Source organism: Cytophagaceae bacterium, assembly GCA_016722655.1.
In the GTDB taxonomy this organism is placed as follows: domain Bacteria; phylum Bacteroidota; class Bacteroidia; order Cytophagales; family Spirosomataceae; genus Leadbetterella.
On sequence record JADKIR010000004.1, the window covers coordinates 2,090,673 to 2,115,929 of the forward strand.

Annotated in this window: 22 protein-coding genes and 1 pseudogene; 4 read left to right on the plus strand and 19 right to left on the minus strand. The window is 37.7% G+C overall.

Going from position 1 to position 25,257, the window contains the following annotated elements; all coding sequences use genetic code 11:
- The 9 genes from IPP61_09575 to IPP61_09615 all read right to left on the minus strand — a co-directional run bounded on the left by IPP61_09575 (position 1) and on the right by IPP61_09615 (position 8,805).
- Complete coding sequence (locus IPP61_09575; protein MBL0325414.1) at positions 1–1,086, minus strand: LptF/LptG family permease; 1,086 nt, start codon at positions 1,084–1,086, stop codon at positions 1–3.
- Between the two features lie 288 nt (positions 1,087–1,374).
- The gene (locus IPP61_09580; GenBank protein ID MBL0325415.1) at positions 1,375–2,265 is read right to left on the minus strand and encodes a sulfite exporter TauE/SafE family protein; all 891 of its coding nucleotides are present in this window, start codon (positions 2,263–2,265) and stop codon (positions 1,375–1,377) included.
- A 68-nt stretch (positions 2,266–2,333) separates the two neighbouring features.
- Positions 2,334–3,197: an aldo/keto reductase gene (locus IPP61_09585; GenBank protein ID MBL0325416.1), complete on the minus strand. Its 864-nt coding sequence runs from the start codon at positions 3,195–3,197 to the stop codon at positions 2,334–2,336.
- Between the two features lie 53 nt (positions 3,198–3,250).
- A complete protein-coding gene (locus IPP61_09590) occupies positions 3,251–3,886 on the minus strand; it encodes a redoxin domain-containing protein (GenBank protein ID MBL0325417.1) in 636 nt (211 codons plus the stop codon).
- A gap of 6 nt (positions 3,887–3,892) precedes the next feature.
- Entirely contained in the window at positions 3,893–4,528 is a 636-nt protein-coding gene (locus IPP61_09595; GenBank protein ID MBL0325418.1) for a peroxiredoxin, read from the minus strand.
- A 12-nt stretch (positions 4,529–4,540) separates the two neighbouring features.
- Positions 4,541–5,080, minus strand: coding sequence for an alpha/beta hydrolase (locus tag IPP61_09600; GenBank protein MBL0325419.1), 540 nt, complete (start codon positions 5,078–5,080; stop codon positions 4,541–4,543).
- Positions 5,081–5,150: 70 nt separating this feature from the next.
- Positions 5,151–5,651, minus strand: a complete 501-nt coding sequence (locus IPP61_09605; protein ID MBL0325420.1) for a DinB family protein — start codon at positions 5,649–5,651, stop codon at positions 5,151–5,153.
- Between the two features lie 3 nt (positions 5,652–5,654).
- Positions 5,655–6,110: an isoprenylcysteine carboxylmethyltransferase family protein gene (locus IPP61_09610; GenBank protein ID MBL0325421.1), complete on the minus strand. Its 456-nt coding sequence runs from the start codon at positions 6,108–6,110 to the stop codon at positions 5,655–5,657.
- Between the two features lie 127 nt (positions 6,111–6,237).
- Positions 6,238–8,805 carry a TonB-dependent receptor gene (locus tag IPP61_09615; GenBank protein MBL0325422.1) on the minus strand — a complete coding sequence of 856 codons (2,568 nt, stop codon included), beginning with the start codon at positions 8,803–8,805 and terminating at the stop codon, positions 6,238–6,240.
- Positions 8,806–9,242: 437 nt separating this feature from the next.
- Between IPP61_09615 and IPP61_09620 the strand changes: the two genes are divergently transcribed.
- On the plus strand, positions 9,243–11,459 hold the full coding sequence (locus tag IPP61_09620; protein MBL0325423.1) for an FUSC family protein: 2,217 nt from the start codon (positions 9,243–9,245) through the stop codon (positions 11,457–11,459).
- A gap of 4 nt (positions 11,460–11,463) precedes the next feature.
- Here the strand turns inward: IPP61_09620 and IPP61_09625 are convergent, their stop codons facing one another.
- Genes IPP61_09625 through IPP61_09640 form a run of 4 tightly spaced genes read right to left on the minus strand, consistent with a single transcriptional unit; the run spans position 11,464 to position 14,526 of the window.
- On the minus strand, positions 11,464–12,210 hold the full coding sequence (locus IPP61_09625; GenBank protein ID MBL0325424.1) for a LytTR family transcriptional regulator DNA-binding domain-containing protein: 747 nt from the start codon (positions 12,208–12,210) through the stop codon (positions 11,464–11,466).
- A 54-nt stretch (positions 12,211–12,264) separates the two neighbouring features.
- Entirely contained in the window at positions 12,265–13,320 is a 1,056-nt protein-coding gene (locus tag IPP61_09630) for a histidine kinase (GenBank protein ID MBL0325425.1), read from the minus strand.
- 51 nt (positions 13,321–13,371) lie between these two features.
- Complete coding sequence (locus IPP61_09635; GenBank protein MBL0325426.1) at positions 13,372–13,791, minus strand: hypothetical protein; 420 nt, start codon at positions 13,789–13,791, stop codon at positions 13,372–13,374.
- 24 nt (positions 13,792–13,815) lie between these two features.
- Complete coding sequence (locus IPP61_09640; protein ID MBL0325427.1) at positions 13,816–14,526, minus strand: hypothetical protein; 711 nt, start codon at positions 14,524–14,526, stop codon at positions 13,816–13,818.
- 488 nt (positions 14,527–15,014) lie between these two features.
- On the opposite strand from IPP61_09640, the gene IPP61_09645 reads away from it, so the two are divergent.
- A complete protein-coding gene (locus tag IPP61_09645) occupies positions 15,015–15,746 on the plus strand; it encodes a hypothetical protein (protein ID MBL0325428.1) in 732 nt (243 codons plus the stop codon).
- Between the two features lie 9 nt (positions 15,747–15,755).
- On the opposite strand, the gene IPP61_09650 is transcribed toward IPP61_09645, so the two are convergent.
- The 4 genes from IPP61_09650 to IPP61_09665 all read right to left on the minus strand — a co-directional run bounded on the left by IPP61_09650 (position 15,756) and on the right by IPP61_09665 (position 20,336).
- Entirely contained in the window at positions 15,756–17,369 is a 1,614-nt protein-coding gene (locus IPP61_09650) for an OmpA family protein (GenBank protein ID MBL0325429.1), read from the minus strand.
- Between the two features lie 73 nt (positions 17,370–17,442).
- Positions 17,443–18,462 (minus strand): uroporphyrinogen decarboxylase, encoded by a 1,020-nt coding sequence (gene hemE, locus IPP61_09655; GenBank protein MBL0325430.1) that lies wholly within the window; start codon positions 18,460–18,462, stop codon positions 17,443–17,445.
- A gap of 135 nt (positions 18,463–18,597) precedes the next feature.
- Entirely contained in the window at positions 18,598–19,080 is a 483-nt protein-coding gene (locus IPP61_09660) for a thioredoxin family protein (GenBank protein ID MBL0325431.1), read from the minus strand.
- 188 nt (positions 19,081–19,268) lie between these two features.
- The gene (locus IPP61_09665) at positions 19,269–20,336 is read right to left on the minus strand and encodes a branched-chain amino acid aminotransferase (GenBank protein ID MBL0325432.1); all 1,068 of its coding nucleotides are present in this window, start codon (positions 20,334–20,336) and stop codon (positions 19,269–19,271) included.
- A gap of 180 nt (positions 20,337–20,516) precedes the next feature.
- Between IPP61_09665 and tnpA the strand changes: the two are divergent.
- Positions 20,517–20,950, plus strand: a pseudogene (tnpA, locus tag IPP61_09670) (IS200/IS605 family transposase).
- A 141-nt stretch (positions 20,951–21,091) separates the two neighbouring features.
- Here the strand turns inward: tnpA and IPP61_09675 are convergent.
- Positions 21,092–22,519, minus strand: a complete 1,428-nt coding sequence (locus tag IPP61_09675; protein MBL0325433.1) for a peptidase S41 — start codon at positions 22,517–22,519, stop codon at positions 21,092–21,094.
- A gap of 192 nt (positions 22,520–22,711) precedes the next feature.
- Between IPP61_09675 and menD the strand changes: the two genes are divergently transcribed.
- Positions 22,712–24,427, plus strand: coding sequence for a 2-succinyl-5-enolpyruvyl-6-hydroxy-3-cyclohexene-1-carboxylic-acid synthase (menD, locus tag IPP61_09680; GenBank protein MBL0325434.1), 1,716 nt, complete (start codon positions 22,712–22,714; stop codon positions 24,425–24,427).
- Here menD and IPP61_09685 read toward each other — a convergent pair.
- A complete protein-coding gene (locus IPP61_09685) occupies positions 24,417–25,130 on the minus strand; it encodes a hypothetical protein (protein ID MBL0325435.1) in 714 nt (237 codons plus the stop codon). The two genes, menD and IPP61_09685, sit on opposite strands and share 11 nt — an antisense overlap.
- Between the last annotated feature and the right edge of the window lie 127 nt (positions 25,131–25,257).

Genomic DNA, 25,257 nt, shown 5'->3' on the forward strand with positions numbered 1-25,257 from the left:
CTATCTGGGAACCGTAAAATACATTACGGTGGCGATGGCACTGAAAACTAAATTGGGCAGCCAAACAGCCAGCAATGGTGGCATATTGCCTGACTCGGCGATTCCCTTGCTCATAATGTAAAACAGGATATATACAAAAGCAAGTACAAAACCAATCGCAATCTGTAGTCCTACTCCTCCGCGACTTTTTCTGGCGGATACAATAAGCCCCATCATTGACAAAATAATTACGGCAAACGGCGTGGCAAATCGCTGAAAGTACTCTATTTCAAATATTTCCACCCCTTCAGCTCCACGGGAATTCACTAGTGCAATTTGTTTTCGGAGTTGAGGAATTGTCATGGTCTCATGCAGATTGTTGGTATTTTCAAAATCCGCCGGATACATATTTATTGTGGTGTCAAGTGGCGTACTTCCCTGACTGAAAGTAAGGTGGTCTTTCATGATTCCGATTTTTCGGATTCGGTAATCGTAAAGCTGCCATTTGTTTATGGAATCAACATAAATTGCCCTTCTTGCAGAAAGTTTTTCAACCAGTGCCCGGTTTTCAATTTTCTCCAAAGTAAAATCATAAGCAGTTTTGCTGGTGTTATCATAGGAAGACAAATAAGCATAAACGTTTTTTTCGACTGCCATATGGATATCACGATCAGAAAAATAATATTTGTCTTCGATATATTTATTTTCAAAGGCAATCCTGGTTTTATTGGCTTTTGGCAACACCCAACCTACCATTATAAACGAGAATATTGCCACTATAGATGCTCCTGTAAAATAGGGTAACATTAATCTTCTAAAACTTGTACCGGTACTCAAAATGGCGATAATCTCGGTATGACTCGCCAATTTTGCAGTAAAAAAAACCGTTGAAATAAAAATCATCAAAGGGCTGATGTAATTGGCCCAGTAGGGTGCAAGATTGAGGTAATACTGGAGTAAAATAGCTCTGGTAGGTGCCTGATGCTCAATGAAATCATCGTTTTTTTCGACAAAATCAATTACTATAATTACCAGTACAATAATGAAAACTGCAAATACATAAGTAGTCAGAAATTTCTTGATCAGGTACTTGTCAATGGTTTTCATTAAGTATATGAAATTTTTTTTGCACAAAATTAATTGAAAATAGCCAGAAATTGGCCGAAACTAAATTTCAAGATGCAAAGCTATTCAAAATAGCATTAGATAGGATTTAAAAAAACTTAAATATGGGATGGGAATAATATTTAATTCCGAGGAATTGTATCAAAAGCTTATAGACCTTTATAGATGATATTCTTTTAAATTTTTTAAACTTTGTATAAAATTCTTGTTTAAGAATTGAAATTGTTCTGGAAAAAATTTTAATATTTCTATGAATTAAACCAAATGTAATTAGAACAAAACCTTCGACAAAGTCCTTAAGCTAAGATAGATAATCAATAATCCTACAGCCACCATCGCTGGTTTTCTTGGGATTTTATTGACCAAATAGGCACCAATTGGAGCAGAAATAACCCCGCCAACTATCAATCCAGCGATAACCTGCCAGCCATTTATTCCACCAAAAAGAAGAAAAGTGATTCCACTTGCAAAGGAAACCGCAAACTCAGCAGCATTAACTGAGCCGATAGTATAACGTGGGTCGCGACCACGACCAATCAGAGTTGAGGTAACAATCGGACCCCAGCCGCCGCCACCCACTGAGTCCATGAATCCGCCAAATATGGCCAAAAGACTGAGTTGTTTGGTTGGTTTTTTGGGTGTTTTTTTTCTTAAAGCTTTGATAATAATGATGGTGGCCAAAACAATCATATATAGAGCTATGAAAGGCTTGATTTTGTTGCCATCTATGATATCGGAAAGCAAATAACTACCAATTATGGCTCCTATTACTCCAGGAATTATTAGCATTTTGGCCAGTTTTTTATTGATATTGCCAAATCTGTGATGAGAAATCGCCGATACACCGGTAGTAAACATTTCAGCCACATGGACACCCATACTACTTACAGCAGGATGTACACCAAATGACAGTAAAAATGAAGTGGAAGTGGCTCCATAGCCCATTCCTAACGTACCATCTACAAGCTGAGCAAAAACTCCGATAATAAGAAAAATCAAAAAATCGGAATTGAGACCATTTGAAATATTACTTAAAGAAAATTTTTCTGAATAATTGTACATCAAAATCGAAAACAGCACCAATAAAACTACTCCCGGGATTATATACCAGGCATAGTGAGAATTAACTGATTTTGAAACACTCTGTATCTTGCTTTTCATATTTTGTTAAAAATATCCCCCAAATATAGAATAATAAATTTACCCTATAAAAATAGTAGAGTTATATTTTAAATCACATTAAAAATTCTGTACCAATCACTGCGTTTTAGTTTTAGTTCGGTGGCTTCGGCAGCATTTTTTATCCTTTCGAGGTTCAAAGAGCCAATAATTGGTAATGCCCCTAATTGTATCAACCAGGCAACGGCCAGTTTTTCAACGTTAAGATTTTCTCTCTGGCCAATTTCTGTCAATACTTTTCTGATTTTGACAGCTTTTTCACCTTCACCTTTCAGGATTTCACCTCCTGCCAGCGGTGCCCATACCAAAGGTTTGGAATATTTTTCTTTGATAAAATCAAGTCTGCCATCAAATATCGCTTCGGGTTTCAGTAAACTCAGCTCAATGTGGCTCGTTACAATGGGAATATGTAAAAAGCTTGAAAGCAATTGATGTTGGCTGTTGTTAAGGTTGGCGATACCTATATGTTTGGCCTTTCCGGTATGGACAATGTATTCTAAAGTTGACGCAATCTCTTCTATATCAGCTATATAATCGAGGCCATCGAGTAAGAAAATGTCAATATATTCCAGTTTTTGTGCCGAAAGAAATTTGTCGAGACTTTGGAGCAAATAAGACTTTGTATTGTTGTAATGGGGAATACCGTCAGTGATTTGTTGTCCAAATTTTGCAAATAGCACTACCTCTTCCCGTTTAATACCCAAATGAGCAATTTCGCTAAAAAACAGTTTTTGAAATTCTGAGCTGGTTTCCTGATTACCTAAGTCAAAGGTATTGATACCCAGATCAATGCAATGTTTGATTACATTTTTAGCAGTTTCTTCATTTAAATCATTTTCTTTTTCCCATCTCCAAAAACTGTAAATTGCCTTCGAAACTTTCGGACCACTATCGCTCAAATATATTTTTTCCATTGATTTTTCTCGATTTTTTTATTGTTATTTTTATGTAAAAGACTTACAGACATTCAATTATAAGCCCTGGATTTTTTGCTAAATTCAAAATGCTGCCAATTTTGTTTTTGATTTTCAGCATATACCGCCACAGCCACTTCAAGAAAAGAGAATGGCCTTTCAAAAGTCTGGTCTACATAGGAAAATCCTATCTCAGATTTTTTATTGATTACAAAAATTCCCGGAAAAGGCCCATCCTCCTGAATTCCGGGGATAAATTGCCAGGGTTGATGATGCTCACTAAATACACCAAATTTTCCAGCAATTCTGAAATTATTGTCTCTGATAACCGAGAATTCAGGTTTTTGATCGTCAATAAATTCAAAAATTTGTTCCTGAGCGGCATTGACCACCAGACATATTTCTCCTCCCAATGCTTTGATTTCACGGGAAGATTCGTTGAGCCTTGCCAAATGAGTGCGAGCGTATTCGTTCCAGCAGTTGGGTAAAAAGCTGAGTACTTTTATCCCTGACTTAAAGTATTGTTCTGACATTCGTTTTTCCACAGATTTCAGATTGGAAGATTTAATAATCTCCATTTCAAAGTTCTGGACTTTCGCCCCTTTTTGTAGAGGGAAAATTCTTGAATTGTTTTTCTGAATCTTAATTTCTGTGTCCCAAAATGCAGGATCGAATACTTGCTCTCTCATTGATTATTAAAGATTTGGCTGAGGTGTTACTCTCAAATAGGGTTTGATTATTTTATATCCTTTCGGAAATTTCTGGTCGGCTTGCTCATTGCTTACGGCCGGAACGATAATCACGTCTTCACCGTTTTTCCAGTCGGCAGGCGTGGCTACGGAATAATTGGCTGTCAATTGTAAGGAGTCAATTACCCTTAAAATCTCGTTGAAATTGCGACCTGTTGATGCCGGATAGGTAAGCATGAGTTTTACTTTTTTGTCTGGTCCGATGATGAATACTGACCTCACAGTTGCTTTTTCTGAAGCATTGGGATGAATCATATCATACAATTCTGCCACTTTTCGGCCTTCGTCGGCAATGATCGGGAAATTGAATTTTACATTATTTACTTCCTCGATATCCGGAATCCAACGGTTATGAGAATCCAGATCATCGACCGATACTGCAATCACTTTTACGTTTTTCTTTTCAAATTCTCCTTTCAAAAGGGCCGTTTTACCCAATTCTGTTGTACAAACCGGGGTAAAATCAGCCGGATGGGAAAACAACAGGGCCCATGAGTCACCGATCCATTCGTGAAAATTAATAGTACCCTGAGTAGTCTGAGCAGTGAAATCGGGTGCGATATCGCCTAATCTTAGTGACATAATATTATTCGTTTAATTTTGATTAATTAGTTTATTCAATAATTGCTGACCCTCCGGCCAGTCGCCAATTCCTGATTCGGAATTAATATGACCTTTTGCCCCAATGTTTATGAGCTCGGCACCCCAACTTTGGGCCATTTCTTTGGCTCTTTCCAGTGTGCAATAATGGTCATTGCTGCTTGCTACCAAATAGACAGGGATTTCAAACCTGAATTTCGGTACAGGAGAAAACTCATTCAGAAAACTGGCATTTTCATTCTCCTCCACATCAGGCGGTGCAACCAACAAGGCCGCTTTTACATTGTTAATTACATATCTTGAATAGGTATGTACAAATGATAAAGCACCGAGACTGTGGGCAATTATTATATATTGATTGTCAGATTTTTTTATTTGTTCAAAAATACTGGTTGTCCAGTACCTCTTTTCTGTATTGGTGAAATCCTGAAGTGTTACCCTATCAGTCTTTAAAGCATATTTTTTTTCCCAATGACTCTGCCAATGGTTTTCGTTGGAACCCTGAAACCCAGGAATGATTAAATATTTATACATTAACTATAAAGTCTATCGAATTAATAGATTAGTAACACAAAAGTATAAAACTAAGTTTCAATTCAAAAATTTATTTCGAAAAATTTACTGTAACCAACAATTGACCCAGGTGCCGGGTGCTGTGCTCGGTAGCATGAAAAAGTAAGCCAATATGGGTTGAAGGTATTTGCTTTCTGCCAACAAATCTTACCTCAGTTAAGGTTTCCGGTTGTGTGTTTTTAAGTTGGGAAATTGATTTTGCTACTTGTAAATCAAATTGTTGTATAAGTTTCTCAATGGTTAGGGCAGCGTTTTCCATGCCTTCATTTTTCAGGAAAAGGAGCTGTGTTTCGGTCAAAACTTCACTTTTGGCATAAGTAAAAAGCCGGTCGAGGACTCCACTCAGGTGCTGTAAATGAAAACCCACCGAGGCCATACCTTTTGGTTTTTCCCAAAGTTTTTGTTCAGGAAAATCTACCAAGATTTCCTTTAATTCCCGTTGAACCTGTAGCAAAGCGTGAGCGACAGGTTGTAGTAGGGCAGGAACTTCAGGAACCGGGCAAGTCAGCCAAATTTCGGGTAAGGCACTCATTTTTTATTTTAAAAATTTAGGTAGAAACTTCCCGGTTTTATTCTTGTAATCGGGATAGTCAGGATATTTTTCAATCAATTTTTTTTCCTCGTATTGGGTTTTGAAATGAAACAAAACAGTTAGGATCACAGTAATAATTATTTTATACCATGACTCTCTATACAATGCATATCCAAGAAAAGTAAAGATTAAACCGGAATAAATGGGATGCCTCACCAGCCGGTAAAAGCCAGTGGAAATTAGCTTGCCATCTATTTTGGGAGTGGGATAGGCCGTTAAGCTTTTGTCAAGGTTGAAAAGAGAGGCAAAGACTACGAATAAGCCCAAAATGAAAAGTGCCAGCCCGGAATATTTCAAAATTTCTGGCGATGAATATTTGGCTGATATGGGCAAAAAGAAAATTCCAAACAGTAAAAACTGCATACTTACCAACCAATAATCTTTTTTTTGAGGGTGCATTGAATCTACGGCTAATATTTAATAATAGCAAATCTAAAGTAAATTTCGTGTTAGTTTTTAGTTCTGGAATTTAAATGTTGTGTGGAAATAATTTGTTAAGCAAGTTTTTAGTTTTTGAAGTTTTTTATTAAAAAACAAACCTTAAGGTTACACCGTAAGTACGTGGGTCACCCACAATGCCTGCGTATTGGCCCGCACTACCCGGAGCTGCAAGCAGCTGCTCATAATAGTTTTTATTGGCAATGTTTCTGCCCCAGGCATATATCGAGATACCATTGGATGCTCTGAAACCGGCACGTGCATTCAACAGACTATACCCATCTATATTCAGATACTGAGAAGGTGATGGGCTTGATGAGAATTTGGAACGGTAAAATAGATCGGCACCTACAAAGTAGTTACCACCTAAACCTATCAGTTGACCTTTATATGAATATTCAGCACCAATTGAACCTGCATATTTTGAAATACCCGGTAACTCACCTCCTGATACATCTTTAAATGCCTGAGCACCACCTACTTCTTCAAGCGGAACGGGTGCATTGGTAAACTTCACATATTTGCCATCGGTGTAAGCAAATGCTGCGATCAGTGTCAAATGACTGCCAGCTCTTAAACTACCGTCTAATTCTATACCCTGCACTCTTACTTTTTCGGCATTGGCCAGATACCCGCGGTTTACACCAGGCTCAGGAGTTTGTACCTGAGTTTGATAATCTTTGATATCGGTTTGGAATAATGTTAGGTTTAAAATTGAGTTTTTGGTTGGTTTAGTTTTTATTCCAAATTCTTTGTGATTCACCAGTTCAGGTTTTACTTCTGCCAGCTCGGTCAATATTTTTCCACTGGCGGTAGGTAAACCACCAACGTTGATTCCAATGGGTTTATAACTTACTGAATACGTGGCAAATGTATTTACTTGTTTGTTAAGTTTATATTGGAGCGACAATTGCCCTGAGAAGTTTCCTGCATCAGCATCTATGTTAAATGCCTGGTTGGTATATACACCATTTTTTAGAGCCAAAAGTGCCGCATCAGTAGTTTGTAGTCCACCATAAGTTACCCTTGAGTAATCAGCTACTTTTTTGTCATAATTATATCTTAAGCCTGGCAAAACGTGCAGTTTTTCGGTAATCGCCCAGTCCACCTGAGAAAAGGCCGCCAAACTGGTCGATTTGATGCCATAGGTGGTTTTTATACCGAAATTGTCAAACAAGCCCGGAGTTTTCCAAAGGGCACTGGTTGAGTTTTGAGCAAATCTCCATTGAGCAGATCCCGCTTCTTCAGTATGAACCGGGTCGGTGCTCAAATCTTGCCACAGTCCATATACACCTACTACACCACTGATTTTTTCATTGATTTTACCCGAATATCTAACCTCCTGCGACCATTGGCTGTGTTTAGAGGTTCCGGCGGAAACTGTAAATACGGGTAAACCAATATAATCACGGTCATTTAAAGGAATCCACTTCCAATATCTGTAGGCGGTAGTGGATGTCAGTGTACCGCCACCAATTTTAAAATCGGCATTTAACGAAACCCCTCCCAATCCATTATCAGCTTTTGACTGAGTATCTAAATCTACTTTTCTCTCAAAAGCACTTTTATATGGAATAGTATATCCCAAATCAGCTATGATTGCATTAAACTGACGATAAGCAGCTCTCTTGGTGGTAACTACTCCGGCTACAGCCCAGCCGTAACCATCGGGTTTTTGAGAAGTGGCGTCTCCCGTAAGAGATATTTTAATCTTGTCGGAAGGGGTAAACAACAATTGGCCTCTTATACCCTGGTTATTGATATCGTTGATATTCCGATTGGTATGAACATTGAAAAGGGTGCCATCTCTCTGGGTACCTGAAAATGATATCCTGGCAGCCAATGTTTTTGAAAGCGGCCCTGTCACAGAAGCCTTTGCCTGGATATATCCATAGTTTCCATAACTTACTTCAAAGCTACCTCCTGGCTTAAATTCAGGCAGGCGGCTGGTGATGTTAAAAGCACCTGAAGTTGTGTTTTTTCCATAAAGTGTACCCTGTGGCCCTCTTAACACTTCCAATTGCTCTATATCAATAAAATCAAGGGCTGTGGCAGCTGGTCTTGCCAGATAGACACCATCCAGATAAAAACCTACACCCGGGTCAATACCGTCGTTGGTAAGGCCATAAGTTGAGCCTAATCCTCTGATATTGAGGGTGGTATTTCTTGGATTGGAAGCGTAAAGCTGCACCGTAGGCACCAATTCTTTCAGTCGGTTTACATTGAATGCCCCAGCGTCTTCAGCCGAAGAACCTCTAATGATTGATATTGGAATCGGAACTTCCTGAGCCGATTCCTGCCGCCTCCTTGAGGTGATGATTACGTCAGAAAGAATATTGGAAAGGGGCTCAAGTTTTAAGGTGATGTCACTTGAATTGATGGTTTCTTCTTTGGTTTGGTACCCAACATAAGTAATAATCAAAGTAAAAGGGAGTTTTTGGCCAGTGGTGAGTTTAAATTCGCCATTTACATCAGTTTGACCTCCATTGGTGGTTCCTTTGATGCTAACGGTTGCACCTATCAGGGGTTCGTTGGTGATGGCATCGATTACTTTTCCTTTGATATTGGCATTGATTTGAGGGTTATTTTGTGAAAAAGCACTAACTGAAATCAAAATAGCCCAAATGCTAAATGTTGTTTTTAAAATTTTTTTCATTAATTTGTAAAAGTTTAATTATAAAATATCCTGCCTGGCATTTTTTGCCTGGTACACTTGACGGTGAAAATGTTTTTTGTTAAACGCCGCCAGTCTGGTTGCCGCCGGACTGGTTTTTTTATGCAATCTTAAGTAATTCTATTTAGTCTATAAGAATGGTAGAGTATTAATTTTAAATAATTTTAATTTTCATTGAAAAAATACAAAAAAATATACAAAAAATATAATCAGATAGATTGAACTTTGTTTTTGAAAAAGAAAAAATAGAAAGAATAATTATCGAAATTGCACAATAGTTCTATACATTTAAACAATTTCAAATGATTCTTTTATCTGTATTTGATTCATGAAAAATTCGGGAATTATTCATGAGTTTTTGTGATTATTATTAAAGGTACTGTTCATGATTTTTTTACAGAAATATTTCTTTTTAAATAATGCTTTTCAAAAAAGTAGTATTACATATAGACTCCTTCGATTTTTTTAAGGCATTGATAGTCAGTTTGATGCTGGTGAGTCCTATGGTTTGGGCCTATCAAACCCATCAATATCAGATGGGTTTTTCGGTGTTGATTGGGGTGATGTTTGCTTATTTTCCCAACATCGAGGGCAACCAAAGGCACCGCATTTATGGCATGGCGGTAGGTTTATTTTGGTCCATGTTGGTGTTCGCTTTACAACTATCACTCAATGGTCAAAACTGGTGGGTGCGACTTCCGATTATGTTGATCCTGGTTTTTATTTCTTCCATGCTTTCTGTATATAACCAACGCGGTGCCATGGTGTCATTTGGGGGCATGTTTGCAGTCGTGATGGGATTTGCAGTACAGAGTTTTGAGGTGCCGGTTTCTCAAATTCTCCTATTGAGTCTGTTGGGAGGAATGACTTATCTGGTGGTTGGAGGATTGTTTCATTTATTTTTTCAAAAACGACACAGCCAACTATTACTGGCTGAATGTATAGAGCTTACCGCTGAATATTTGGAGAAAAGTGAACAAATGAAATTGGGAAAAATACCCAACAATCAATTTCAATTGCTAAAAATCCAAAATCAAATCAATGAAAATCATGAATTGCTGAGGTCAATCCTGATGCGGGAATCAAAAATAAAGGTAGGCTCCAATCAGTCACGCCGTTATTATCTGATTTTCAGAGAGATGATTGATATTTATGAAATGAGTCTGGCCACGCATTCTGACCATGAAGATATAGAAGATACTTTTGGTGATTATAAATATCTGGCAGATCCTTTTTTTGAGGGAAATGAGATGATTATCAGGGAATTGTATAATTTTTCGGAATGCCTCAGATACAATAAAACTTATGAAATCAAGTCTGATATAAAGACTTCAATCGAAAAAATCGAGCATAATATTTCGGAATGGATTGCAATTAAAGAGATTCCTGCGGCACGGGACGGAGCACTTTTTCTACGAAACAAAATTGATATTCTGAACAAACTCAACCAAAAACTGGCTTTGCTTTTCAGATTTTATTATAATCTTGTTGAAGTGGAGGGCTTTAACCAGAAAAAAGACCTGAGATTTATCACTACACAGGATTATTCCTGGAAAACGCTTCGTTCCAATCTAAATACACAATCGGCTATTTTCAGACATTCGTTGAGACTTTCGGTCGCTATTTCACTTAGTTTTTGGGTAGGATCACTCACCAATCCCACATTCACCAACTGGATTATTGTGACCTGTCTCGTGATTTTGCGACCTAATTACGGTCTGACAAAAAGCCGGGCTTTCAGTCGTATGCTGGGAACTCTCTTTGGGGGAATACTGATTTTGGTTCTGGTTTATTTCACACAAAACCGCCTGATTATAGGATCACTGGCATCGGTTTCCTTGTTGCTGGGTTTTTCATTTGTCCAACGAAACTACCGGGTAGCCTCTGCCTATATTACTTTTAGTATTTTGGCTTTGTATATTTTAAATCATCAGGAGCCTTTTGATATTGTGTTGAGCCGAAGCCTTTTTACAGTTTTTGGTGTTTTGATTTCCTGGTTTTCAATATATTTTCTGTGGCCGGTTTGGGAAAAACGAAATATTAAGGAGGAAATTTTGCAAGCTTTGGAGTCAAACAGACTGTATTTTATGGCTGTAAATGAGGTTTATCAAACCAAAAAAAATATTGGGACCGAATACCGCCTGATCAGGAAAAAGGCATTTATCAATAATGGCAACCTCAACGCGGCTTTTCAAAGAATGCAGGAAGAGCCGAAATCAAAGAAAGATCAGGCCAATAATATATATGCAGTGGTTCTGCTCAATCATACATTTTTGTCAGCGGTAGCAAGTTTTTCTGCTTATATTCAAGGACATACCACCACTCAGGTCTCAGAGGAATTTGAAACAGTTTCGGAGTATATCGAACAAAATCTGCTTTTGACTATTGCCAAAACAGAAGGGAAAAATCAGGAAATTTCAGTTGAAAATGAGGAAAAAGTGAGTAAGGCTATTGAATCTTTAGACAAAAAATATGCTGAACTCAATGCCCAAAGAAATGAAGAACTGGCATCAGGCAAATTAATAATGAGCACCGAAATGCGTAACAAACTTCAGGAAGGGAAAGTGATTCTGGAGCAAATCAAATGGCTCAAAAATATATCGGAAAGCATGCTGGAAGCTGTTGCGATTTTATAGCTTTTTACCACCCCAGGGTCTCTTTCAATTCTTTATAACCACTTTTACTTACTCCTATTTTCACGCCGTTTTTCAACAATAGCTGATAAGTATTTTTCTCGTAAAGTTCGAGTTTTTGGATAAATGAACCATTGACAAGAAAAGAACGGTGAACCCTCAAAAAAGTAGCCGGAAGCATATTTTCAAACTCTTTCATGGTTTTTTGCTTCAAAAACTTCCCTTTTTGGGTATGAATCCACACATAGTCGCCATAAGTTTCCAGATACGTGATGTCGTCAAAAGGAATGACCTCAATCTTATGTCCGTCTTTGATTACTACACGATCCAATTGCTTGTCAGAAAGAAAACTTGAGTTTAACAATGGTTTGATTTCCTCGGCAGGGTCAACTTTGCTTGCGATTTTTTCTTTTACTTTTTCCAGGGCTTTCAGGAAGCGGTCTTTTGAAAATGGTTTCAATAAATAATCAATGGCATTTTTTTCAAAAGCCTCGATGGCATATTGGTCATAAGCTGTAGAAAATACCACCAGTGGAGGCTGGGGTAGAAGCTCGAGTAATTCAAGACCGGTCAGCTTGGGCATCTGGATATCCAGAAAAATGAGATCGGGTTTAAGTTCATTGATAAGTTTCATGGCCTCAAAGCCATTTTCTGCCTCACCTACTACCTCAAAGTCAGGGTCATTTTTTATAAAATTTTGCACCAACGACCTTGCAAGTGCTTCGTCGTCAATGAGTAAGGTTTTTATTTTCATTTTTTTAAATTTGAAAGAATAAAAAAAACTTTGCGGTGTTTTTTTCTGTTGTCCTCAATCAATATGCTCTACAGGAACACTAATATTTACTTTAAAATGGTTTTCACGGGTTTCGGTTTCAAAAATCGCAATGTTTTTATAGATTAATCTCAACCTCTCTTTAATATTTTTTAGTCCGGTTTTTGTACCAATTTTCTTTTCTCCGGTTTGATCAAAAGTGTTTTCCATTACCATAACCAACCGTTTTTCCGAAACATTCGCCACAAATTTAATAGACTCCGGATTTAAGGAATTGTAAATACCATGTTTGATTGCATTTTCAAAAAGTGTCTGTAAAAGCATACTGGGCACTTCCACCAGTTTGGCATCTTCTTCCACTTCCATTTCCACCTTAATTTTGTTGCCAAATCTAATCTTTTCAATCTCCAGATAAGCTTCGCACATTTCAAGCTCCTTTTTTAATGGCACTTTTTGCAATTTACCATATCCAACTGTATATCTCAGAAAATCAGACAGTTTGATGACCATTTCATGGGCTTTTTCAGGGTCAATAATGGTAAGTGAGCTTATACTATTGAGACTATTAAAGATAAAATGCGGGTTCATTTGATTTCTCAATAGCGTAAGTTCGGCTTCACGTATTGACTCACTCAGCCGTCTTTCGATTTCCTTTTTCTCATTATAAGAATTGTAATATTTAAGCAAATAGTTGGTCACCACAAATACGATATAAGCGAAAAAACAAAATGGAATTTTGAAAGCTGTTGCATCTCTTATGTACTCTTTGATGCCTGCATCGTGAAAGATGATTCTCAATGCAAAATGACTGAGATTAATCCAGACAAAAGAAAATAAAAGAAACAAGAGTAAGTGGTTGAATATTAGCCAGGTAGGTTTTTGACTTTCCCATGTCATGTAATTTACAGGATACCACATGCCTATCATCAAACCGGCCATGAGCAGGTTTTGAACCAAAATATCTACACCCAAATACATCCTGTTGGCATTGAGGAAACCAATCAGCACCAGAAAAAAAGCCAGTGCCATGATTATCCATACTCCAAAATAACGCAATAGCCGCCAACGACCTGTAATGAGTGGGTTCTGCATATTATCTGCGTTTGATTTCTATGCCTCCCATTACAGCTGAGCCATCCAGAATCAAAACTTTATGGGATCGGTTTCCAGACCTTTATCATCGTTTTCATCATGAATTCCGCCCATCACAGCAACGGCATCATTTTGAACTGTCCAATCTGAAGGAATAGTAAATTGAGCCCCTCCCATGAGACAAAAAACGTCTATTCTGGCCGGACCATTAAGTGTACTACCCGTTAGGTCAATTTCGCCTCCACCCATTACACAGCTCAAATCACCACCTTTTAATGGATGATAGTTTAAAACTTTTTTCGCACCGCTCATGAAATATGCATAATCGAAATAATTCTTACCTTCTTCGATACCCTCGCTGCTTATTTCTGATTTTTTATTTTTTTCAGTTATACTGCCAATCGCTCCAATCACACCCACTACTACAAGGACAATTACCAGGTTTTTGATAAACAATTTTCTATTTTCCATAATATTGATTATTAAGATTTTAAATTAATATCTTTTGATTTCTACGCCACCCATGACGATATTTCCGGTGATATAGAATTTCTTGTCGGGATTAACCACAGACTCGGGAAACTTGGTGATCTGGTCTTCAATACCACCCATGATAGGAAGTGCATCAAGGTGTACATTCCAATCTTTCGGAATTCTTAACTCCAGTCCGCCCATGAGTATGAAGATATTCAGAGCAGATTTCTCCGCCAGATTGGCCTCCGTGAGGTCGATTTGAGCTCCACCCATCACACAATTGATCTGGCCACCTTCAAATTTTTTCGAAAATACTTTTTTGTTTGAACCGCCCATGATGTTGGTCTCACTCAGATAATCAAAATCACTTCCGTCAGCTTTAAGCATTCTTGACGGAGCATCAAATTTCGGGTTAAAATAACGGTACATGATAAGCCCTCCAACAGCTACCAAAAGTAAAGGCCAAAGTTTGAAATAAACCCTTACTTGCTCCTGAGTGAGGAAATCGGGGATATAAAATGCCACTGCAATGGTGATGGCAATGACTCCTTCCATGTTTTTACCTTTCAAAAACGCATTGATACCAATGATCAGTGGAATGAGTCTCCAGCTCCATATTTTGACAGGAAAGTGGAAATTAAGTAATCCAAAATTTCTGAGAAGAAACAGCCCACCTAAAGTAACCAGTAGGATAGACCAAAAGAAAACCGAGTTTTTATTGCTTGTATTCATAATTTGTTTTTTTCTTCAAATTTACGAGGATAAATATGGTGAAATAAATGCATATTCGTTGAATTGAAATCAAAAAACCGATAAGCTATGGATTTTTGCCGATGAATGGATTTTGCAGTGGATTGTGGTTTTAAGTATTTGATTCAAAACTCTAATGAATAGATTTTTTACGTTTACATTTCTAAAAAAAAACTATCAATCAGAATACTTTTTCACAAAAAGAATCAACGATTTTATAAGACATCACGGTTGAAATTATTAAGAACAGGCCCATAAAATCACTTCTAATAATATTATAGAGGAAACACCCTGAAATTTTTTGGGTGCAAAGTAGAATTAGAGCAGCTGGTTTTAAAATTTCATTCAATTATTTCTTATGGTCTTATTGAAATTAGCAATTTCTTAAAATTTCAGTGTGTAATTTTTCAAAAAAGAAGTTTAATTTTGAGAAAAACAATTACTAAACACTATAAAAAAACCTCTGTATTATGAAAAAATCAACCTCCATTCTTTTTCTTTTTTTGATTATTGCTACGGCAACAGTAGCACAAAAAAAAGAAAAATACCCTGCATTTATTCCTTCTTTTAACAGCTTTTCACACAAAAAGATATCTTATGTTACCCTGAAAGATGGTACAAAAATCGAAGGGGAAATTGATGATCTGGATAGAAAAAAAGGCTTGATTGAAGAAATCGAAATCAAACCAACAGGTGCAAAAAAGAAAATGACCATCGACCCGGTTCAGCTACAAGATGCATATTTGACTCCTAGTGCTTTAAGCAAAATGGCCACCATCAACAGTGAATTGGGTAGGATTCAAAAAGTCTCAAAATATGATGTCAATAAAGATCTGGTTGATAAAGGCTATGTTTATTTTGAATCTTCCTTAACTCAAATCAAGAAAAAAGAAGATTATGTGATTTTGCAATTACTCAATCCTACTTTTACAGGCAGAATCAGGGTTTTCGATGATCCCATGGCACAGGAATCTGCTTCGGTAGGTTTCGGAGGGCTGACTTTGGCAGGTGGCGATTCGAAATCTTATTATATCAAAAAAGACGATCAAAAAGCTTACAAACTCAAAAGAGCTGATTTTAAAGAAGATTTTCCCAAGTTGTTTGGTGATTGTCCTGCAGTATTAAAGTCAATTGAAGGTGAAGCAAAATGGCTCGATCTCAACAAGTACGTTTATATCTACAACGATTCTTGTAGTAAATAAACATAGATTTTACTTCCTGATAATCTCAAATTCCACCCGGCGGTTTTTAGCCTGTCCTTCTGTGGTGGCGTTTGAGGCTATCGGGCGGGCTTCTCCAAATCCTACACTTCTCACCCTTTCCATCGGTAATTTCTTCTTCAGGAAGTAATCTCTCACGGCATCGGCACGCTGTTGCGAAAGTTTGAGGTTGGCTTCATCAGAGCCTACGTTGTCGGTATGTCCCTGAATCTCAATAATCATGTTTTGGTTACTTTGCATCATTTCAGCCATTCTATCCAGCTCAAAAAATGATTCTGCCTGTAAAGTTGCCCGGCCAAATTCAAAGAAAATATTGTTCATCTGCACTTTTACGCCGGTTTGTATTGGTGCTACCACCAAATCCTCATTTTTGATTTCTTTAAAAGTACCCTGAACAGTCAGGTCGATATTTTTTGAAACCGGTATAAAATCTTTAGCTTCCGCTCTGATAGCATAGCGGTTGCCATACGGCAGCACGATTTTGTATTCTCCTGTTGCCGGATTGGAATAAGCCACTCCCAGTTCTTCGCCATCTTCCAGATTTTCATATACGATTTTTGCTTCCACCGGCCTTCCCGATTTTTGGTCTTTAACCACTCCTGAAAGCATCACTATTGGGGTAGGTGTATTTAGGGCATTTTCCGTTTTTTCCGTTTTTGTATTGTTGGCATTATTGGTCGACGATGCCAATGCTGCATCCTGGCTGGTGCTGGCTACTTCTTCTCTGAGTTTTATTCTAAAAAGGTCAGATTTACCGATAGCTTTGTTTTTGCTCGAAAAATAGGCATATTCACCTGATGCATCAATCGAATAATAGAGTTCATCTTCTTTTGAATTGGTGGTAGGCCCCAAATTCACCGGTTTGGTCCAGCTTTCCCAGCCTTTGCCACGTCTTTTGGTGTACCAAATATCAAAGCCGCCTTCTCCACTTTTGCGGTTGGAAGCAAAATACAAGGTGTTGTTGTCAGCAGCCAAAAATGGGGTAGTTTCACTGGCAGAAGTATTGATGTCGGGCCCAAGACTTTCAGGTTTCGACCACTTACCTGATTTATCAAGCAAACAAAAATACAAGTCATCTTCTTCGCTGTTTTTTTTCTCTGAAAATGAAAGCAAAAGCACTTTTCCACTGTTGCTCAAAAAGGCCATCAGATATTGTCCTTTACACATACCATCGAGTTTTGGTATATCCAGTTTTTCGGGCTGTCCCCAATTGGCACCTTTCTTTTTGCAGACCGATATCCCAACTTCGTTTTCTTTTCTTCCATTTTTATAAACTCCTCTTATTAAAGCAGTATTACCGTCAGGGGTGATGCTGAAAAGGGAATTGTATCGGTCCTTATTGATGGAATTATTCATTTTTCTGGCAACTGCCCAACGGTTGTCTTTTGTGAAATCCGAAAACCACACATCGGTAGAGCCCTCTTTACCGTAATTGTTGGAAGGGTGCGAAATACGCTCAAAATATAGTGTTTTTCCATCCGGTGCCACCATGGGGTGCAGCTCGCTGTATTCGGTGTTAAATGCCGAGCCCAGGGTTTCTGCTCTTTGAGAGATTCCCTGTTTCAAAACAAAAAACAAAAGGCCAAATACAAAAAAGTGCTTCATGTCGGATGGTTAATTTTTTCTTTCCAAAAGTAAAAATATGATTATCTAACGGATTTTCTTCAGAAAAATTGAATCAATAACTTTTCACGGTTTCAATAAAACATTTTACCTTTTCGGGGTCGGTGTCAGGATAAACTCCATGTCCGAGATTCGCGATATATTTTTGCGTACCAAATGCATTAATCATCTCACGAGTTTGTTTTTCTATTTCCCCAAATGATGCATAAAGCACACAAGGGTCAAGATTTCCCTGCAATGTTTTCTCTGGAATCAATCTTCTTGACTCTTCTATGTCCATATTCCAGTCCAGACCTACGGTATTACAACTGGTTTTCCCTATTTCTTCTCTTGCAAAAAATGCACCCTTTGCAAAAACAGTCAAGGGTGCTTCGGTAATGGCATCACAAATCTGACTTATGTATGGCAAAGAAAACTCACGGTATTGTTTTGGCGATAAAATTCCCGCCCAACTGTCAAAGAGCTGTACCAGGTCAGCCCCGTGGAGGATCTGTGTTTTCAGATACATGATGGTGGTATCGGTTATTTTTTGGAGCAAAGAGTGAGAAAGTTCAGGGTCGGTAAACATCATTTTTTTTGCCTTGGAAAAAGTCTTGGAGCCTTTTCCTTCCACCATATAACAGAAAATAGTAAAAGGAGCACCTGCAAAACCAATCAATGGCACCCGTCCGTTGAGTTCTTTTTTTACAATATCCAATGCATCAAACACATACCCCAGATTATCAATGGCCGACGTAGTATTAAGCCCTTGAAGATCATCCAGCGATTGGATTGTTTTCGGGAAATTTGGCCCTTTTGCCTCAATCATTTCATAAGGCAGCCCCATGGCTTCGGGTACTACCAAAATATCAGAAAATATTATTGCGGCATCTACTCCCAGTATATCTACGGGTTGGATGGTGACTTCCGCGGCCATTTCGGGAGTTGTGGCCAGTTTAATAAAACTTCCGGCGGTTTCACGTACTTTTCGGTATTCGGGCAAGATTCTCCCGGCCTGACGCATCATCCATACGGGCACTCTTTCCACATGCTGGCCTTTGGCTGCCCTTAAAATAAGATCATTTTGTAAATTCATAAGGCAAAATTACAAACGAAAGTCCCGGCCAAAACCATGACCGGGACTAAATATGAATATTTTTAGTGAAAATCTTTAAAAACATATCTGACGACAGTGTTTATCGTCAATTAAGAACGAAAATCTTTTTAAGAATTATTTGTTTGCAGCCAAACTTTCTTTGGTCGAAACCGGATAATAATTGTATTTACTCTGAATTTTTTCCAATTCTTTCTGCAGATAATTAGGAGGATAAAAACCCTTATATTTTCCTACAGCCCCTTCTTTTGGATCAAATACCATAATAGTAGGGAATACATCTACAGCAAACCGGTCAACGATTTCCATACCATCAAAGGTATCAATGTCAACTTTGTAAATGATGTAATTTTGAGCGATATAATTTCCCAGAGACTTATCGGAGAAAGTTTCGCGGTCGAGTTTTTGACAGGGACCGCACCATTGAGCCCAGAAATCAAGGATAACCATTTTTTTCTGTTTTTTGGCCTCTCTGATGAGATTGTCATAAGATCCGGAGTAAAACTCTGTTCCTCCGTTTGACTTAACTTTATCTGATTTAAACGAGGATATGCCCGTTACCAGTAAAGTTGAAATTAAGAAAGCTACGATCGTTTTCATTAGGAAATATTTAATGCTTTTTAAGGTGTGTTTCAAATACCTTGCCAGTATTTTTTTCAAAATTAAGCAAAATTTGAATATCGCAAATCTAATAACGTATAAATTGTTGATTTTATGATATATATCAAAAAAAAATATCCGGACTTTCTATGAAAAATCCGGATATCCCGATTATTGAAATATGATTATTATACTTTCCAAACCCAACCAAAAGTGTCAGGTTCCTGACCAGTTCTGATTGAATTGAGTTTATTTTTCAGCTTACTGGAAAGAGAATTCTCAGTGATAGCCGGCAAATCAAAATCTACACCTTCAAAGCCAATGGCCGCAAAAGGAGATACCACTACTGCTGTACCAGCTCCAAAAACCTCAGTCACTTCACCGTTTTTGATTCCTTCAATGATTTCTTCCACCGATACGCGTCTTTCTTCAACTTCAATGCCCATATTTTTGGCAAGTTGAATCAAAGTATCACGGGTAATGCCTTTCAAAATTGTAGTGCTTACGGCAGGAGTAATTATTTTTCCATTTTTCACAAACATCACATTCATAGTACCTGACTCCTCGAAATATTTGTGTTCGATAGCGTCGGTCCACAGTAACTGGGTGTAACCTTGCTGAGCCGCAAGTTTGGCTGGATACAATGATGCCGCATAGTTTCCGGCACATTTGGCATAACCCACACCACCCGGTGCAGCCCTTATAAACTCAGTTTCAACTTTTACTTTTGGAGGAGTACTGTAGTATTTTCCTGCAGGACTCAAGATAATCATAAACCTGTAATTGAGCGAAGGTCTTACCCCAAGATACTCATCACTTGAAAACATGAACGGTCTCAAATACAGTGAGTTGTCTTCACCTTTTGGTACCCAGGCTGCGTCAATTCTAAGCAATTCTTCAAGGCCCCCTATAAATATTTCCTCCGGTACAGTGGTCATACACATACGTTCAGCTGAAATGTTGAAACGTTTGAAGTTTTCCAAAGGTCTGAACATCAAAACTTCATCCTGCTCGTTTTTGAAAGCTTTCATTCCTTCAAAAATCGACTGACCATAATGTAAAGATGACAAGGCAGGGTTAAATGCCATATCGCCAAATGGCACGATTTCGGGAGTTTGCCACTCGCCATTGACACAATCAGCCACCAGCATATGATCGGTAAAAACTGTACCAAAGACGATGTTTTCAGGGTCTAACTGGTCGATTCTACTTTTTTCAGTAAGTCTTACATTGATGTTAATTGTATCTGTTGCCATATCTATAAAATTATTTTGGATTGCAATTTATTTATTTTTTTTGAAAAAAAATAGTTGTTAAGACAATTAAATTTCAAATAAAAGGACATTAAAACGAAATTTATTGGTCACAAATAAAGTTAAAACTATGCAATTTATTGCATCTCACTTTAGTTTCTAAAAATTTTGTAACTTTAAGTTATGGAATTTCAAAGAATAGGCGGACATACAGTATCCCGATTGACTGCACATATTGTATGGTCAACAAAGTATAGATATTCAGTTTTGGAAGGAGATATTAAGATACGTTGTCGAACAATTTTGATACAAATCTGTGAGGCAGAAGGAGTACAGATTTTGAAGGGAGTTGTATCAAAGAATCATATTCATATGCATATAGAATATAGGCCATCGCAAGATTTGAGTACACTGGTAAAGTTATTAAAGGGGCGTTCATCTAGGAAATTGCAAATGGAATTTCCGGAGTTAAAGAAAAGATATTGGGGCGTCACTTTTGGGCCATAGGATTTGGTTGTTGGAGTACAGGGAATATTACAGATGAGATGGTAAATGAATATTTGGAACATCATAGAAATCCTGATTCTAATGACAATACAAATTTCATAGTTGAGTAGGCAGACTTTCAGTCTGTAAGAAAACTATGGACTTTTAGTCCATAGTGGTTTATTTAAGTTTAACTGTCACATTTTCTGAAATATAAAAAAAATGCCCGCAAAAAATTTACAGGCATTTTTTTTAAATGTGTCATTATCTTCCTATTTCTGTCCCGGGAATCTATCCACAAACATATCCTTTAATTCATATTTTCTGGTATCCAGTCTTGGCGATTTGTCTAATACATTGAAATCTTTAGTGGCCGAAACTCTTGCTTTTGACGTTCCTAATGTAACAGGCTGTCCTGTAATATTTTCAATGGCAACTTTCAGTAAAGTTTCGGTAGGGTCACCAAAAGATTTGAAAGGCATGGTTTTGTCTTCCACTTTAAAATCAGGTATAAAACCTTCTTTTGTGCCATAATCAGACTTTCCTATTGCATTTACAGTTCTCAAAACTATGGGCTGCATACCGTATTTCCATCTCTTTTTGTCATCTGAAAGCGTGATTGAACCCACATTTTTACCATAAGTATGGTCTCCTATCAAAATCACATCCATAAAAGGTTTTAGATTGTTGATTACGAGTTCGCTGGCAGAAGCAGTACCCTGAGAAGTTAAAATATATACCCGGTTAAGTGTTCCAAGATTGTTTGCCTCATTGAGCCAATTAGCATCAAAAACATTGGCACCATATTGATTTTTAAAAGCAGTTGTCAATGCGGCATTCCATTCCTGACGGCTCATAAGCGTATTTGGCTTGAGATTTTTTACGATTAATGAGCTCAATATTTCGGATGAAGAAATATAACCACCTCCGTTGTATCTTAGATCGAGCACCAGCTCATTTACACCCTTTGCTTTGAAGTCGGCAAATACTTTACGCATGGCATCATCAAATGATGTAAGAAACTGTAGATAAACCAAATATCCAATTTTCTTATTGCCATATTCGAGTACTGTGCTATAGTGAATCGGGTCAGTTTGTACTTCCGCCTTGGTTACCTTTACAGTTTTTGAAGTACTTACTACTTCACTATTTACCATTTCACCAAGAGTAAGGCTAAGCGTTTCATTGGTCAAAGCCGTGGAATAGTTATCCGGTGTCATGGTTTTTCCATCAACCTGAGTGATGAAATCTCCCCTTTTGATTCCAGCTTTATCCGCAGGTGAACCTTTCAAAGTGTAAGAAACTGAAAAAGCAACTTTGCTTTCAGCTTTGTCGGCAAAAATGGGTACATATCTTATTCCCAAAACTTTATTAACACCTTGCAGTGAGGCGGTAAGAGCATCCACATCTTCCTCAATCCATGAAAACCTATCCAATTCGCCTGGTTTTACTAAAATCGACTCGAAATAGTCCATCGGATCGAGTTTATTGTCAGTGGTAGCTTTGGTTTTCATCTGACTTTCCCACAAATAATAGGTCTTCATTTCGTCATATATCCAACTGTTAGCATTGGCGTTGGGATTGACTGTTGTTGATGTGTTTTCAGTGGCAGCAGGGTTAACTTCAGTAAGTTTTTTACAAGAAACACCCAAAACAGCAAGGGCAATCAAACTTAGAGCCGCCCATTTTTTTAAAATCATATATTTCAAAATAATTGGTTTTTATAATTCAATACGTAAATTAATGCAAAAAAGTTGTGAATATTGTTTCCTGGTTGTCAAAAACTGATTTTAAGGCAGGATTTCTATTAAATGCTTGCTTTTAAAAATTAGCAATTGCTCAATTTTGACTTTTTAAAATGATTAATTTTGTAAAAATATCCGGAAAGATTAATGCCAATATTAGAGCCAGTTTTTCGTATTGCTGAAATTTGTTCGCTCAAAGGAATTGAAGATGTGATAGTTAGTCCAGGCTCAAGAAGTGCGGCTTTGGCACTGGCATTTAACCGTAACCCGGCAATCAGGACCAAAGTTATTGCCGATGAGCGTTCTGCCGCTTTTTTTGGACTGGGCAAGGCACTCGAAACTTCCAAAACTGTGGCATTGGTATGCACTTCCGGCTCCGCTGCACTCAATTATGCTCCGGCTGTATCAGAAGCATATTTTCAGGAAATACCCTTGTTAATTCTCACCGCCGACCGCCCACCTGAGTGGATTCATCAATACGACGGCCAGACGATTTTTCAGAAAGATATTTATGGAAAACATGTAAAAAAGGCATTTGAGTTGCCCGTTGATTATAGACATCCGGATGCCCAATGGCAAGTTGAAAGGATTATTAACGAGGCCATCGACCTTTCGCAGTCTTCTCCAAAAGGCCCGGTACATATCAATGTCCCAATCAGGGAACCATTTTATCCTGAAGATTATGAAGAATATGAGTTTGGAGTAAATATCAGGCATATTAAAAAAGTGGATACCCATGCTTCATTGGCTCATTCAGAATGGGCCGATCTGATGGATATCTGGAATAGTTCAGAATCGATAATGATTGCAGTGGGGCAAAATCGGGAAGATATTGATGAAGTTCTTTCGGAATTGTCCGAAGAACCTAATGTCGTAATTGTGGCCGATGTGATTGCTAATGTAAATGTAACTGACGCGATAAAAAGCCATGACCTATTTTTGCCTAAAATAAGCGAATCCCATTCCACCTACGCTCCTGAGTTACTTCTTACTTTTGGTAAGTCGTTTATTTCTAAATCTTTAAAGCAATTTTTAAGAAAAAATAAACCCAAATACCACTGGCATATACAGGAAAATCCTGATTTGATTGACCCCATGCAAAGCATAACGCATAAGATTGAAGTGCATGAGTCGTATTTTTTAAAAGAATTGGTTGAAACGCTTGATTTTGCAAAATTTAAAGAAGGCGATGATGAAGCCGAAGAGAGTGATTTCAAACTCAATTGGCAAGATGCCGCCGAAGCCTCCAGAAAGTATATCCACAGGAGTATTTTTGTGGAGGATTTTGCCGAAATACAGGCTACTGCCATGATATTTGATGCACTTCCTGATAATTCCGGTTTACATTTAGGTAACAGCATGCCGGTACGTTATGCCAATTATTTATCGGTTTTACTGGATAAAAATCAAAAAGTAAGCTGTAACCGTGGTACCAGTGGTATTGATGGCATTGTGAGTACTGCCCTGGGGCAGGCTTCCGCATTTGCCGGTATTTATACATGCATAGTAGGAGACGTATCTTTTTTCTATGATAGCAATGCTCTGTTTATAAATGATTTACCAGAAAATTTCCGTTGTGTAATAATCAACAATGCCGGTGGAAACATTTTCAGGTTAATAGACGGACCTTCAAAACAAGCCGAACTGGAGGATTTTTTTGTAACCCATCAAAAAAGAAATGCCGGCTCTTTATGTGAAGAAGCCGGCGTAGAATATTTCAAAGCATCCAATCAACTTGAGCTATCAGAAGCACTCAAAGTATTTTTTGAAGAAAGTAATTCGCCAAAACTACTCGAAGTGTTTACCGATGGTAAGACCGACGCCGAAGTTTTTAAAGCTTTTAAATCAGATTTTATTTTATAAAAGAAACACCCTGCAATGGATTTTCAAGCTTTAGCGTAGTCATTACCTGTGTTTTCTTTTTGTCTTTGGTGTTGATATAGCTTGCTTCTGAAGGGTATTTTAATCCCGAAACCACACCATATTTCTGAATATCATAAGTATGTGTTATTCCGGCTTCGGTCAGAATTTCTCTTTTGAGCAAACCGGTGGATTTGTCAAAATAATACTCCCGCTTTTTTGAACCCTTTTCCAAAACAATACCCGAGCAAGCTGTACCATCAATCGTACTGGTGTTAACGTTTCCTGTGACCTTGTATCCTTTCTTCTCGAAATCAACAAAGGGCCATAAGCCATCAATACCTTCTTGTTTTAAGTCATCTTTTTCCTTGGTATTGAGGTCTTTAACCGAGTAATTTGGTGCTTTGTCGCGGCTACCCATAGGGATTTTTATCCAACCTGCAGACTCATTTAGGACATAATAAAAATCACGGTCCATTATTGATTTTACCTTTGAAAATTTTTCAGACCCTCCAACTGTAACCAATTCTGAGAAGTCTGTGGCTGCATTAGCAGTATATGACCTTTTGTATTGGTAGGTTTCAAAATTGTATTTTTCTTTACCTCCTGTGGCATCTAGGTAGTTGTTGACAATTTCCTGAGGAGATTGAGCAAAAGCTGATGTAGCAAAAAGTAAACTTATAAGCGACAATATTTTCTTTTTCATTGTTGTAAATATCTTTTCAGATTAATTTTTTGTAAAAAAACAAAATCAGATTCGTAAACCGTAACAAACTTTGAACTTTAACGAAGTATTAACCAAAAAATTGATTTGAAATAGTTTGATTTTGAAA